The organism is Micrococcus sp. iso_26 (assembly GCF_056172975.1).
The window spans coordinates 2,171,380-2,184,195 of the sequence record NZ_CM149652.1 but is presented as its reverse complement, the minus strand read 5'-3'; the positions used below and the strand labels follow the sequence as shown (position 1 = coordinate 2,184,195).

11 protein-coding genes are annotated in these 12,816 nt (G+C 74.8%); 5 read left to right on the top strand and 6 right to left on the bottom strand.

The window, feature by feature from the left end; all coding sequences use genetic code 11:
* Positions 1 to 62: 62 nt before the first annotated feature.
* Positions 63 to 935 (bottom strand): IclR family transcriptional regulator domain-containing protein, encoded by an 873-nt coding sequence (locus tag AC0VX0_RS10145; protein ID WP_020624471.1) that lies wholly within the window; start codon positions 933 to 935, stop codon positions 63 to 65.
* Positions 936 to 1,030: 95 nt separating this feature from the next.
* On the opposite strand from AC0VX0_RS10145, the gene AC0VX0_RS10140 reads away from it, so the two are divergent.
* Genes AC0VX0_RS10140 through AC0VX0_RS10130 form a run of 3 tightly spaced genes read left to right on the top strand, consistent with a single transcriptional unit; the run spans position 1,031 to position 3,794 of the window.
* Positions 1,031 to 2,308 (top strand): thiolase family protein, encoded by a 1,278-nt coding sequence (locus tag AC0VX0_RS10140; protein ID WP_020624470.1) that lies wholly within the window; start codon positions 1,031 to 1,033, stop codon positions 2,306 to 2,308.
* 47 nt (positions 2,309 to 2,355) lie between these two features.
* Positions 2,356 to 3,120, top strand: coding sequence for a 3-oxoacid CoA-transferase subunit A (locus AC0VX0_RS10135; RefSeq protein WP_020624469.1), 765 nt, complete (start codon positions 2,356 to 2,358; stop codon positions 3,118 to 3,120).
* An 8-nt stretch (positions 3,121 to 3,128) separates the two neighbouring features.
* The gene (locus AC0VX0_RS10130; RefSeq protein ID WP_020624468.1) at positions 3,129 to 3,794 is read left to right on the top strand and encodes a 3-oxoacid CoA-transferase subunit B; all 666 of its coding nucleotides are present in this window, start codon (positions 3,129 to 3,131) and stop codon (positions 3,792 to 3,794) included.
* 187 nt (positions 3,795 to 3,981) lie between these two features.
* On the opposite strand, the gene AC0VX0_RS10125 is transcribed toward AC0VX0_RS10130, so the two are convergent.
* Complete coding sequence (locus tag AC0VX0_RS10125) at positions 3,982 to 6,051, bottom strand: LysM peptidoglycan-binding domain-containing protein (protein WP_377636382.1); 2,070 nt, start codon at positions 6,049 to 6,051, stop codon at positions 3,982 to 3,984.
* Positions 6,052 to 6,372: 321 nt separating this feature from the next.
* On the opposite strand from AC0VX0_RS10125, the gene AC0VX0_RS10120 reads away from it, so the two are divergent.
* Both AC0VX0_RS10120 and AC0VX0_RS10115 read left to right on the top strand, forming a co-directional pair.
* The gene (locus AC0VX0_RS10120) at positions 6,373 to 6,702 is read left to right on the top strand and encodes a bifunctional 3-phenylpropionate/cinnamic acid dioxygenase ferredoxin subunit (protein WP_002857882.1); all 330 of its coding nucleotides are present in this window, start codon (positions 6,373 to 6,375) and stop codon (positions 6,700 to 6,702) included.
* On the top strand, positions 6,699 to 8,036 hold the full coding sequence (locus tag AC0VX0_RS10115) for an NAD(P)/FAD-dependent oxidoreductase (RefSeq protein WP_051995197.1): 1,338 nt from the start codon (positions 6,699 to 6,701) through the stop codon (positions 8,034 to 8,036). Before AC0VX0_RS10120 ends, AC0VX0_RS10115 begins: the two co-directional genes overlap by 4 nt.
* On the opposite strand, the gene AC0VX0_RS10110 is transcribed toward AC0VX0_RS10115, so the two are convergent.
* The 4 genes from AC0VX0_RS10110 to AC0VX0_RS10095 form a co-directional block, all read right to left on the bottom strand.
* Positions 8,017 to 9,513, bottom strand: coding sequence for a protein adenylyltransferase SelO (locus tag AC0VX0_RS10110; protein WP_377636729.1), 1,497 nt, complete (start codon positions 9,511 to 9,513; stop codon positions 8,017 to 8,019). The genes AC0VX0_RS10115 and AC0VX0_RS10110 overlap by 20 nt on opposite strands.
* 172 nt (positions 9,514 to 9,685) lie before the next feature.
* On the bottom strand, positions 9,686 to 10,636 hold the full coding sequence (locus AC0VX0_RS10105) for a hypothetical protein (RefSeq protein WP_377636731.1): 951 nt from the start codon (positions 10,634 to 10,636) through the stop codon (positions 9,686 to 9,688).
* A gap of 209 nt (positions 10,637 to 10,845) precedes the next feature.
* Positions 10,846 to 11,706 carry an HpcH/HpaI aldolase family protein gene (locus tag AC0VX0_RS10100; protein WP_070709502.1) on the bottom strand — a complete coding sequence of 287 codons (861 nt, stop codon included), beginning with the start codon at positions 11,704 to 11,706 and terminating at the stop codon, positions 10,846 to 10,848.
* Positions 11,707 to 11,839: 133 nt separating this feature from the next.
* On the bottom strand, positions 11,840 to 12,625 hold the full coding sequence (locus AC0VX0_RS10095) for a 2-keto-4-pentenoate hydratase (RefSeq protein ID WP_102708672.1): 786 nt from the start codon (positions 12,623 to 12,625) through the stop codon (positions 11,840 to 11,842).
* Positions 12,626 to 12,816 lie beyond the last annotated feature (191 nt).

The window sequence follows — 12,816 nt, the reverse complement described above, 5'->3', positions numbered from 1 at the left end:
CGGGGGCGGGTGCTGGTGCTGGTGCGGATGCGGGTGCGGGGAGTGCTGAAGGGGGTGGGCGCTCAGCGCTGGAGCGCGGCCAGGGCGGCCTCGGCGTCGTCCGCGGCGGCGCGCAGCACCGGCAGGGCCTGCACGACGGCGGCCGCCACCTCCGGCGTGCGCGGCGCCGGCACGCGGGCCCCGGTCCGCAGGGCCGCCCGGCGCGCGCCCGGGTCGCGATGGTCCGGCCCGAGGGACAGCGCCGTGTTGATCGCCACGGCCACTCGCCCCTCGGCGTCGCGCACGGGCACGGCGACGCTGCTCAGATGGGCGTCCAGCTCCGCGGTCACCACGGCGTGGCCCTGCTCCCGCACGCGCGCCAGCTCGGCCATCAGCGCGTCCACGTCCGTGAGGGTGTGCTCCGTGGCGGGGGTGCGCGGGGCGCCTGCGAGCAGGGCACAGGCCTCGTCCTCGGGCAGGTCGGCCAGCAGCACGCGGCCCATGGACGTGGTGAACGCGGGCAGGCGCGTGCCGACGTCGAGGTTCACCCGCAGGATCCGCTCGGTGTGCACACGCGCGATGTACATCAGGTGCGCCCCGTGGAGCACGCCCGCGGAGCAGGACTGGTGCAGGCGCTGCGAGGCCTGGGTGAGGATCGGCCGGAGGATCTCGGAGACGGACCGGCCGGACCAGTAGCCGTGGCCGAGCTCCAGCACGCGCGGGGTCAGCGCGAACCGCCGCCCGTCCTGCACGGCGTAGCCGAGCTCCGTGAGCGTCAGCAGCATGCGCCGCGCCGTGGCCCGGGTGACCCCCGCGGCGGTCGCGGCCTCGCTCACCGAGAGCGTGGGGGTGTCCGGGGTGAACGCGCGCAGCACCGCCAGACCGGACGCCAGGGCGCGCACCACGTCCCCGCCCGACGCGGGACGTGCGCCGGGGGCGTCGACGTCGTCGGTCATGTCCGCCAGCGTAGTCCGCTATGCGCACAGCGCACGCCCGTGCGCGTCACGCACACACCCTTCCCCGCCCGCCGAGGCGGTCCTACGGTGAGGCCATGAGCCTCACCGATGCCTACGTGTTCGACGCCGTCCGCACCCCCTTCGGCAAGGTCGGCGGCGCGCTGTCGGGGGTGCGCCCCGACGACATGGCCGCCCACGTGGTCCGCACCCTCGTGGACCGCGCCCCGGGCCTGGAGGGCCTGCGCGCCGCGTCCGCCCAGGCCGTGGCCGACGCCGCCGCCGGCCGCCCGATCGAGGCCGGCACGGACGCCGCCGCCCCGCAGCGGATCGACGAGGTCGTCTTCGGCAACGCCAACGGCGCGGGCGAGGAGAACCGCAACGTGGCCCGCATGGCCACCCTCCTGGCCGGCCTGCCGCTGTCCATCCCCGGCACCACCGTGAACCGCCTCTGCGGCTCCTCCCTGGACGCGGCGATCATCGCCTCCCGCCAGATCAACACCGGCGAGGCGGACGTGGTCCTCGTGGGCGGCGTGGAGTCGATGTCCCGTGCCCCGTGGGTGCTGCCCAAGACCACCCGCCCGTTCCCCATGCACGACCTGGCGGCGGCGAACACCACGCTCGGCTGGCGCCTGATCAATGACGCGATGCCGCCGGAGTGGACCGTCTCGCTCGGCGAGGCCACGGAGCTGCTGCGCGAGCGCTTCGGCATCTCCCGCGAGCGCCAGGACGAGTTCGCCGCGCGCTCGCACCGCCTTACCGCGCGGGCGTGGGACGAGGGGCGGTATGACTCCCTCGTGGCCGCCGTGCCCGGCACGGACCTGGAGCGGGACGAGACCGTCCGCCCGGACTCCACCCCCGAGACCCTCGCCGGCCTGCGCACCGTGTTCCGCCGGGAGAACGGCACCGTCACGGCGGGCAACGCCTCGCCCATGAACGACGGCGCCTCGGCCGCCCTCCTGGGCTCGTCGACGGGCGCCGATGTGCTCGGCCTGGAGCCCCTGGCCCGCATCGCCGGCCGCGCCACCGCCGCCAACGAGCCCGACTTCTTCGGCTACGCGCCGGTGGAGGCGGTGAACCGGGCCCTGTCCCGCGCCGGGATCGGCTGGAAGGACGTGGCCGCCGTCGAGCTCAACGAGGCCTTCGCCGCCCAGTCCCTGGCCTGCACGGACGCCTGGGGCGTGGACCCGGAGATCGTGAACGCCTGGGGCGGCGCGATCGCGATCGGCCACCCCCTCGGGGCCTCCGGCACCCGCGTGCTCGGCACGCTGGCCCGCCGCCTCGAGGCCTCCGGTGAGCGGTGGGGCGTGGCCGCGCTGTGCATCGGCGTGGGCCAGGGCATCGCCGTCGTCCTCGAGAACGTGGCCGCGCGCTGACGCGTCCGGCCGAGCACCCACCCGACCCCCTCATCCAAGGAGTCCCCATGCTGGAGTTCGTGGACACGGCCGCGCAGGCCGTCTCCCGCATCACCGACGGCGCCACGGTGCTGATCGGCGGGTTCGGCAACGCCGGCCAGCCGATGGAGCTGATCGACGCGCTGCTCGAGTCCGGGGCCACCGGCCTCACGGTGGTCAACAACAACGCGGGCCAGGCGGACGCGGGCCTGGCGCTGCTGATCAAGGAGCGGCGGGTCGCCAAGATCATCTGCTCGTTCCCGCGCCAGTCCGACTCGTGGCATTTCGACGAGGCCTACCGTGCCGGGGAGATCGAGCTGGAGCTCGTCCCGCAGGGCAACCTGGCCGAGCGCCTGCGCGCCGGCGGCGCCGGCATCGGCGGCTTCTTCACGCCCACCGGCTACGGCACGCAGCTGGCCGAGGGCAAGGAGGTCCGCGAGATCGACGGCACGCACTACGTGCTGGAGGCCCCGATCCGCGGCGATGTCGCGCTCATCAAGGCGTACGCGGCGGACCGCCACGGCAACCTCGTGTACCGCAAGACCGCCCGCAACTTCGGACCCGTCATGGCCGCGGCCGCCGCCACCACGATCGTCCAGGTGGACGAGGTCCGCGAGGAGCCGATCGACCCGGAGCACGTGGTGACCCCCGGCATCTACACGGACACCGTGGTGCGGATCGACACCGAGTCCGGGGAGAAGGAGCGCGCCGAGCGGGCTGCCCTGGCGGAGGGCCGGCCGAAGCCGTGCGCGGCCACGACGACCGCGGCCGAGCCGGCCGCCGAGGGGAAGTGAGGAGAGCGATGAGCATCACCCAGACCGACACCCCGCTGACCCAGGACGAACTGGCCCGTACGATCGCGGCGGACATCGCCCCCGGCTCCTTCGTGAACCTGGGCATCGGCCAGCCCACCACGGTGTCCAACTACCTGGAGGCGGAGAAGAACGTCACCCTGCACACCGAGAACGGCATGCTGGGCTTCGGCCCGCAGGCCGAGGGCGAGCAGATCGATGAAGACCTCATCAACGCCGGCAAGATCCCCGTCACCGAGCTGCCCGGGGCCGCGTACTTCCACCACGCCGACTCGTTCGCCATGATGCGCGGCGGCCACCTGGACGTGTGCGTCCTCGGCGCCTACCAGGTCTCCGCGACCGGCGACCTCGCCAACTGGTCCACGGGCAAGCCCGGGGCGATCCCCGCCGTCGGGGGTGCGATGGACCTGGCGATCGGCGCCAAGGACACCTACGTGATGATGGATCTCTTCACCAAGAAGGGCGATCCGAAGCTGCTGGCCGAGTGCACGTTCCCCCTCACCGGCGTCGGCTGCGTCTCCCGCATCTACGCGGATCGGGGCGTCTTCCTGCTGGACGCCTCCGGGGTCGTGCGGGTCCGCGAGCTGCACGGCATCACGTGGGAGGAGCTGGAGGCGGCGCACCCCGGCGTGCGGTTCGAGAAGCTCGAGGACTGAGCCGCGGCGCCGCAGCCACCGGCCCCACGGGCTCTCGGAGGCCTGCGCCGTCGTCGACTTGTCCTGGGGAGCAACGTCGGTTGACTTATCCCGGGTGCAGCGGCCTGCGACCGGTGATAACTCAACCGACGACGGCGGCCCGCACCTTCACGCGCAGGTGCGGGCCGACGTCGTCCCGGCGGGGCGCTCAGGCGGTGCGCAGCACCATGCCCGGGTGGAGCATGGTCGAGACCGTCATGCCGTTGAGGCGTTGCAGGCGCTCCATGGAGACGCCCGTGCGCTGGGCGATGAGCCACCAGCCGTCGTTCGCCTGGACCACGTACGTGGCGGGCGAGGGCGCCGGGGCGGAGGCGGTCTGGCCGGTCCGCAGCACCATCCCCGGGTGCAGCACGGTGGTCGCGGTCATGCCGTTGAGGCGCTGGAGGGTCTCCATCGTCACGCCGGTGCGGTGGGCGATGATCCACCAGCCGTCGCCCTCGCGGACCGTGTACGTGCCCGGGGCGGGGGCCGGGGTCGGCGCGGGCGTGGAGGCCGGCGCCGTGGCGGCCGTGATGAGCACCATCCCCGGGTGCAGGACGGTCGACGCCGTCATGCCGTTGAGCTCCTGGAGGGTGGCCGCGGGCACGCCGGTCCGTCGGGCGATGACCCACCGGCCGTCGTTCGGCTGCGCCGTGTACGTGCCGGTGGTGATGGGGGTGGGCTCCGGGGCGGTCGGGTCGGCGACGGTGCGCAGCACCATGCCCGGGTGGAGCACGGTCGACTCGGTCATGCCGTTGAGCTCCTGGAGGGTGGCCGCGGGCACGCCGGTCCGTCGGGCGATGACCCACCAGCCGTCGTTCGGCTGCACCGTGTACGTGCCGGCGGTCGACGGCTCGGTCGTCGGGGCCGGCGTCGGAGCAGGCGTGGTCGGTGCCGGCGGCTGGCCGGCCGCCGTCGCGATGGCCTCGGCGAGGTCGCGCAGGTCGTCGAAGCGGGCCATCAGGTGCTGCCCCGGGCACGCGGTCGCGGACGTGGCCCGGTGCGGGAAGATCGTGTCCACGGTGACGGGCGTGCCCGCGGCGTACTTCGTGCTGCCGCCCGAGGTCAGGGTGACTCGGCCCCGCGCGTCGATGCCGTCGCGGTACAGGTAGTAGGCGGTGGCGCGGGCCATCGCGTCCACGACCTCCTCGGACGGGGCGACCACGTCGTAGTTGCCCATCGTGGAGATGCCCATCGTGCCCCGGTTGAACCCGCCCGCGTGCGTGCCCAGCGGGTTCGAGTCCAGGGCGCCGCGGCGGCCCTCGTAGATGTTGCCGAAGCGGTCCGTGATCAGGTGGTATGGGAAGTCGCCCCAGCCGAGGGTCTTCGTGTAGTACGCGTAGATGCCGCGCATCTGCTCCACGGCCTGGGCGCGCGTGTAGTCGTTGGTGCCGGCCGTGTGGTGGATGGTCAGCGCGCGCACCTGGTCGAACTGCGGGGAGGACTCGGCCCAGGACTCGTCAGCGCCCCACTGCGCGCGGGTGATCACGTCCGGGAGGATCTTCGCGCGCGCATCCGAGGCCGTGGCCACGGTGTGGGCCTCGGCGGGTGCGGCGCCCCCGACGACGGCGCTCGACTTCACGCCCCGGGGCAGGCCGGCGGTCTCGGCTGCCTGCTCGGCGGCCACCGCCGGGTGCGCGCTCGCGACGGTCTCGTCCGTGGCGGCCGTGCCCGGGTCGATGAGGGACAGCTCGAGGCCGGCCGGGGCTGCGCCGTCGACGGTGGTCACGCGCAGCTGGGCGCCGTCCGCGCCGAACGCGACGAACGGGTCCGTGCCGGTGCGCGCGGGGGCGGCGCCCTCGGGCAGGACGGGCCGATCCAGGACCTGCCACGGGCCCCAGGCCCCGTCCTGACGCACGCGGATCTCCACGCGCTCGACGGCGTCGTCCGCCGCGGCGTCCCACACGGCGGCGGCCACCGTGAACGGGCGGTCCACCACGGGCTCGCCGAGCACGACGCCGGCCGGAGCCTCCTCGGCCGGGACGAGGTTCTCGCCCTCCTGCGGGACGGTCGCGACGCCGGCGCCCTCGACGGGAGCGGCCGACGCGGGGGTCGCGGCCGTCCCTGCGGTCGTGGCACGGGCGGCGTCGTCGCGAGGGCGTGCGTCGGGGTCGCCCTCCGTGGTCGCGGACGGCTGCTGCGGGAGCAGGCCGCCGACGAGGACGGAGAGCGCGGCGACCACGACGGCGGGCGCGAGCGGGCGGGGGGATGCGGCGGAGCGCGGCGGGAGAATCTTCATGCGGATGCCGTCGGAAGGTGGAGTGCCCGAGGAATGACAGGCGCGGGCCGTGTCGCATCCCCGGGGCGGTGACGTGGTGAGGGCGGGATGACGGCCGGAGAGCCGTCGTGATCGTAGCGTGATCGACCATTCCCGGGGACCTTTTTCTCGGGCCTGTCAGGTGATTTCACGCCCCCGTGATGTCCGGTTCACCCATTCACAGGTGGGCACGGTGTGGCGCCGGGGCGGAGCACAGCGGAGGGGTGTCGGGTCCGCGCCGGGGGATACGGTGGCGGGAGACCACCACGGGCCGCCCGGCCCGGGAACCAGAGGAGGCAGACCATGGCGGAGCCGATCCACATCGGCGCGGCGGCGGACGTCCCGGAGGGCGAGGCGATCGTCGTCCCGGCGGCGACGGCGGGGACGAGGGACGACGTCGCGGTGTTCCACACGGACGCGGGCGAGTTCCACGCGATCGACGACACGTGCACCCACGAGGACGCCTCGCTGGCCGAGGGCTGGCTCGAGGACGACCGCGTGGAGTGCCCGCTGCACGCCGCGCAGTTCTGCCTGCGCACCGGCGAGGCGCTCTGCCTGCCCGCCACCAAGGGCGTCGGCGTGCACCGCGTCGAGGAGCGCGAGGGCCAGCTCTACCTCGTCCCCGGCGCATGAACCACGACGTCGACGCCCCGGCAGGCATGCCCGGCTCGGTCGCGGTGGTGGGCGGCGGCGTCGCGGGCTTCGCCGTGGTCCGCGAGCTGCGGCGCCGCGGCTTCGCGGGCGGGATCGCCCTCGTGGACCCGCAGGGCGTGCCCTATGACCGGCCGCCCCTGAGCAAGGAGTTCCTGACCGGCGACACGGACGCGCACCGCCTGCTGCTCGCCCCGCCGGCGTGGTTCGCCGAGCACGGGGTGGAGCTGGTGGAGGACCTGGCGGTCCGGGTGGTGCCGGGCGGTGTCCACCCCGACGGCGGCCCCGCGCCCCACCGGGTGGAGACGGCCTCCGGGCGGGTCCTGGACGCGGACGCGGTCGTGCTCGCCACGGGCGGGCGACCCCGGGCCCTCGACGTCGCCGGCGCCGACCACCCGGACCTGATCACCCTGCGCACCCGCGCCGACGCCGAGGCCCTGCGCGACCGCCTGACGTTCGGGGCCGAGGTGGCGGTCGTGGGCGGCGGCTTCACGGGGGCGGAGGTCGCGGCCGCGGCGCGCCGCTCGCTCGCCGCGGTGACGCTCGTGACCGGGACGGACGCCCCGGCTCGCGCGGCGGTCGGGCCGGCGCTGGCCGCCCGCCTGCACCGGATGCACGTCGAGCACGGGGTCGCTGTCGAGGTCGGCCGGGCGGCCTGGATCGAGCACCGGGATGCCGACGGCGGCGCCGCGCTGCCGGCCGCCCACCGGCTCCACCTCCACGACGGGCGGACCGTGGACGCCGACGTCGTGGTGCTGGCCGGCGGCACCGTGCCGGACACCGCCCTCGCCGAGGACGCCGGTCTGGAGGTGGCCGACGGCGTGCTCACGGACGCGATGGGCCGCACGACCGTGCCCGGGATCCTGGCCGTGGGCGATGCCGCGCGGGCCCGGGGGTCCGCGTGGGCGCCGTCGCGGCACTGGGAGCCGGCGCTGCGTTCCGGTGCGGCCGCCGCGGCGGCGATCCTGGGGGAGCAGGCGGACGCCCCGGGCGCCCCGTGGTTCTGGTCCGACCGGTACGACGCCCACGTGGAGGCCGTGGGGGACATGACGGTGCCGGCCGGCGGGCGGATCGTGGACCGCGAGGTGCGCGGCGTCGTGGTGGCGAGCTTCGCGCTGGCCGCGGACGGGACCCTGCGCGGGGCCGCGTCGATTGACGACCCCATGACCGTCAAGGCCGCCCGGCGCATCATCGACCGGGGGATCGTGGTGGACGCCGCCGCGCTCGCGGACCCGGCCGTGCCGGTCAAGTCGCTGGCGCGGGGGGTGAGGGCGCCCGTTTCGTCAACGAAAGCGGTCAGGTGCCGCAGTAGGTGACGAACGGGGCCCCGTCCGCCGGACCCGGCTCCGCGTACCGCTCGAACCCGGGGCGCGGAGTGAAGGGATCCGTGACGGCCTCGAGCAGCCGGTGGACGGCGGTGAGGTCCCCGTCCTCCGCGGCCGTCAGGGCCTCGTCGAGCAGGTGGTTCCGCGGGATGTAGACGGGGTTCACCGCGCGCATGCGGGCCGGATCGGGACCCATCGCCCGCCACTCCGCGAGCCAGGCGGCGAGCCCCGCGGGGTCCGGGGCGCCGGGGACGAGCCGTGCCGCCTCGGTGCGCGCCGCGTCGTCGTCCACGGGCGCCGCCGTGTGCTCGGCCAGCCGCACCCAGAACGAGGTCCAGTCGGCCCGCGCCGCGGCCAGCCACGGGAACAGGCGGTCGGTGAGCGCGGCGACGTCGTCCTCCGCCACGGACGCCGGGAGGCCGAGCTTGTCCCGCAGTCCGCCCCGCCACGCCGCGAGATGGGCGCCGTGGAACCTGCCCAGCGCCTCCTGGGCGAGTGGGACGGCGCGGTCGGGGTCGTCGTCGAGCACGGGCACGAGGGCCTCGCCGAGTCGGGCGAGGTTCCACGCGGCGATGGGCCCCTGGTTGCCGTACGCGTACCGGCCCTGGGTGTCGATCGAGGAGAAGCTCGCGGCCGGGTCGAAGGCGTCGATGAACGCGCAGGGGCCGTAGTCGATGGTCTCGCCGGACAGGGTCATGTTGTCCGTGTTCATCACACCGTGCACGAAGCCGACGAGCATCCAGCGGGAGACGAGCTCGGCCTGCGCGGCGATCACCGCCTCGTAGAGCGCGAGCGCGGGGTGCTCGGCGTCGGTGGCGTGCGGGTGGTGGCGGGCGATGGACTCGTCGACGATCCGGCGCAGCACCTCCGTGGGGTGCGCCTGCTCGGGGAGGGCGGCGGCGTACTGGGCCGTGCCGACGCGCAGGTGCGACGCGGCCGTCCGGGCCAGCACCGCGCCCGGCAGCACGGTCTCGCGGCGGACCGGGTGGCCCGTGGCGACGACGGCGAGCGCCCGCGTGGTCGGCACGCCGAGGGCGTGCATCGCCTCGGAGACCACGTACTCGCGGAGCATGGGGCCGAGTACGGCCTGCCCGTCGGCGTTGCCGCGCGTGAAGGGCGTGCGACCGGAGCCCTTGAGATGCAGGTCGTGGAGCCGACCGTCCGGGGACGTGAGCTCGCCGAGGAGGAGGGCGCGCCCGTCACCCAGGCGGGGGGAGTAGTGGCCGAACTGGTGGCCCGCGTACGCCTGCGCGACCGGCCGTGCGTGCGGGCCGGGCTGCTCGCCGGTGAGGAAGCGGACGCCGTCATCGGTGGCGAGCCACTCGGCGTCGAGGCCGAGCTCCGCCGCGAGGCCGGCGTTGAGCAGGACGAGTTGCGGGCCGTCCGTGACCTGGGCCTGCCAGGGCAGGGCGAGCTCGGGGAAGGTGTCGGCGAAATGCGAGCTCAGGGTGGGGGCGGACGTGGTCATGGGGCCACGCTACGTGGGGGAGCACGGGTGTTCACGGGCCGACTCCCACCGGGCCCGTCCTTTCGAGGCGGGAAATCGACCCCACGGGCGTGGACCAGAGTGCTATGAGCTGGATTTCCCGCCTCGAAACGAGGGGCCGTGGCGGGCCGCGGGGGCCGTGGATCTCACCGGGTCACCCACCGAACTCGGCCGCCCGGCGCCGCACCCGCGCGACGACGTCCGCGTAGTCGTCCCGGGCGTCGGCCCACATGACCTTGATCGAGAGCCAGTCGTGGTCGGCGCACCAGCGGTCGCGCAGCACGTCTCGGGCCTGCTGCTCGGCGGTGCGGTGGTGCTCGCCGTCGTATTGCAACGCGAGGCGCCACTGCCGATACCCGAGGTCGACCGTCGGAGCGCGGCGGTCTGACGGGTCCAGCCGGCACTGCACCTCGGGCTCCGGCAGCCCGGCGTCGACGAGCGCCAGCCGCAGACGCGTCTCGCGCGGCGAATCCGCCCCCACGCGCATCCTCGCCAGCGCCGCCCGGGCCAGTCCGCGCCCCTGGAAACGTCCCCGTTCGGCCAGCGATCGGACGAGCTCCTCCGGGGTGTAGGCGGGAGCCCCGCGTCCGCCGCCGGGCAGCCACGGCGGGCAGAGCAGCGCGTCACCGGCGGCGACGACGTCCCGCTCGGTGAGCGCCGACCGTGCCGCGCACAGGTCCCACAGCGTGCGGGCCGGCGTCGTCACGAGCACGCCGCCCCGCGTCATCCGCTGTCCCTCCGGCACCTCGATGCGGTGCGGCACCAGACCCGCCTGGACCGGCCGGCCGCCCGAGGTGCCGACGCTGACGTGCACCGCACCGGGGGCCAGCAGCCGTGCGGGCACGGTCAGGCCGTGCAGGCGGGCGGCGGTCTCATGGCTGACGACGACGCCGGGGTGGCGCCGCTGGTACGCGCGGACCTCGTCCATCGTCCACTCACGGACGGAGGCCGCCGCAGGGCCGGCCGGCCCGTAGATGCCGTGGCGCAGCCGCCGCAGGTCTGAGGACTGCAGTCGGGACCACGTCACACCCGCCCGGCGCGCGTCGTCGACCGTGAAGGCGGCGGGGTCGATCGACGGCGGCAGCGGGGCGGGACGACGGGGCATGCGGCGAGCGTGCCCCGTCGCTCCGCGTCCCGAGACGGACGAGCGGGGGCCTGGGGACGCACGAGGGGGCCCGGCGTGGTTGTGCAGGAGGCGGTGACGTCCCCCGGGGCGCCGGCCCCGAGCCATTCGAGGCGGGAAATCCACGTCATGGGCCAGGATCGGACGTCCATGGGGTGGATTTCGCGCCCCGAAGTGAGGGGATGACCAGGTCAGTACGACGCGCGGGGCGCGCCCTCCCCGTCGGCCGCGGCGTCGCTCGGAGCCGGGCACCAGCGGTCGGCGAGGGCCTCGGCGGCGCGGGCCAGCAGGGCGACGTCGGCGCCCACGTTGACGTAGTCCGCACCGGCGGCGGCGTAGGCGTCGGCCTGCGCGGGCACGAACGCATTGACGCCCACGAACTTCCCGGCGGCCTTGACCTTCGTGATGACCTCCTCGACCGCGGCCACCACCTCCGGATGTGACTGCTGGCCGAGCAGGCCCAGGGACGCGGAGAGGTCCGAGGGGCCGATGAAGACGCCGTCGATCCCGTCCACCGCCGCGATCCCGTCCGCGTTGCGCACGCCGGCGGCCGTCTCGATCTGCACGATCACGGAGACGTGGTCCGCCGCGCCGGGCAGGTAGCCGGGGATCCGGTTCCAGCGGCCGGAGCGTGCCAGGGCGGAGCCCACGCCGCGCACCCCGCCCTCGGCGGAGCCGTCCGGGTAGCGGGCGGCGGCCACGGCGCGGCGGGCCATCGCGGCGTCGTCGACCATGGGCACCAGCAGCGTCTGGGCGCCCAGGTCCAGGAACTGCTTGATGGCCACGGTGTCCAGCGCCGGCACGCGCACCAGGGTGGGCACGCGGTAGCCGGCGATCGTGCGCAGCTGGGCGAGGACGTCCTGCAGGGTCAGCGGGGCGTGCTCGGCGTCGATGAGCAGGTAGTCGAGGCCCGCGCCGGCGCAGATCTCCGCCGTCGTCGGGTCCCCCGAGGAGAGGAACATGCCGGCGGCGGGGCGGCCCCCACGGGCGGCGACGGCCTCGGGCGTGAAGAGGTCGCGGAACAGCGGCTGCGGGTTGTGGCGGACGGGCATGGGACGTTCCTTCGGGGTTCTCCGCGCCCTCCACCCGACGCGGGTTGAGTTGTCGCGGGTGGAGCGGGGTCGTACTGGTGATAGGTCAACCCGCGTTGCGGGCGGGCGGGGCGGGGCGACGACGGCGGGCGGGTCAGGCGAAGCGGCAGGTGATGGTGCCGAGCGGGCCGTAGTCGGCGTAGACGGTGTCGCCCTCGTGCACCCACATCGGGCGGGTGAAGGAGCCGGCGAGCACGATCTCACCGGCTTCGAGCGCGTCTCCGTGCCCGGCGATGCGGTTGGCCAGCCAGTGCACGCCGTTGGCCGGGTGGTTCAGCACGCCCGCGGCCACGCCGGTCTCGATGATCTCCTCGTTGCGGGAGAGGATGCCGGAGACCCAGCGCAGGTCCACGTCGTGCACGCCCACGGGGCGGCCGCCGATCACCAGGGAGCCCAGTGCGGCGTTGTCCGAGATGGTGTCCGTGATGGTGCGGCCGGCCATCTCGATGCGCGAGTCCAGCACCTCGAGCGCGGGCACCACGTACTCGGTGGCGCGCAGCACGTCCATCAGGTTCAGGCCGGGCCCACGCAGCTCGTCCTTGAGCACGAACGCCAGCTCCATCTCGATGCGCGGATGGGTGTACTTCTTCCACTCGTACACGTGGCCGGACTCGAACACCTGGTCGTCGAAGATCACGCCGTAGTCCGGCTCGTCGATCCCGGTCGCGTCCTGCATGGCCTTGGAGGTCAGGCCGATCTTGTGGCCCACCTTGCGGCGGCCCGCCTCGACCTGGCGCTCGGCCCAGATGCGCTGGACGGCGTACGAGTCCTCGATTTCCATCTCCGGGTAGCGCGCGGTCAGCCGCGGCACGGGCACGCGGTCGATGCCCGCGCGGTGCAGCTCGTCGGCGATCTTGACGTGGGTCTCGTGGTCCAGCACAGCGGTCTCCTTCACGACGACGGGCAGGGGCCTGGCCTTGATCGTATACGATTACGCGGCTCGGCCCCGTCGCCATCCTGTCACCGCCCCGGATCAGTCCGGGGTGCGCGTCCCGATGCCCAGCCCGGGCTGGCGGCGGTGCACCGTGAGGCAGGCCCGCCCCTCGACGCCCGTCTGCGAGGCGGGACACC

Bases quoted from the DNA above. Each gene is read 5' to 3' on its own strand.
- AC0VX0_RS10145 (WP_020624471.1), bottom strand. From the start codon at position 935: ATGACCGACGACGTCGACGCCCCCGGCGCACGTCCCGCGTCGGGCGGG.
- AC0VX0_RS10140 (WP_020624470.1), top strand. From the start codon at position 1,031: ATGAGCCTCACCGATGCCTACGTGTTCGACGCCGTCCGCACCCCCTTC.
- AC0VX0_RS10135 (WP_020624469.1), top strand. From the start codon at position 2,356: ATGCTGGAGTTCGTGGACACGGCCGCGCAGGCCGTCTCCCGCATCACC.
- AC0VX0_RS10130 (WP_020624468.1), top strand. From the start codon at position 3,129: ATGAGCATCACCCAGACCGACACCCCGCTGACCCAGGACGAACTGGCC.
- AC0VX0_RS10125 (WP_377636382.1), bottom strand. From the start codon at position 6,051: ATGAAGATTCTCCCGCCGCGCTCCGCCGCATCCCCCCGCCCGCTCGCG.
- AC0VX0_RS10120 (WP_002857882.1), top strand. From the start codon at position 6,373: ATGGCGGAGCCGATCCACATCGGCGCGGCGGCGGACGTCCCGGAGGGC.
- AC0VX0_RS10115 (WP_051995197.1), top strand. From the start codon at position 6,699: ATGAACCACGACGTCGACGCCCCGGCAGGCATGCCCGGCTCGGTCGCG.
- AC0VX0_RS10110 (WP_377636729.1), bottom strand. From the start codon at position 9,513: ATGACCACGTCCGCCCCCACCCTGAGCTCGCATTTCGCCGACACCTTC.
- AC0VX0_RS10105 (WP_377636731.1), bottom strand. From the start codon at position 10,636: ATGCCCCGTCGTCCCGCCCCGCTGCCGCCGTCGATCGACCCCGCCGCC.
- AC0VX0_RS10100 (WP_070709502.1), bottom strand. From the start codon at position 11,706: ATGCCCGTCCGCCACAACCCGCAGCCGCTGTTCCGCGACCTCTTCACG.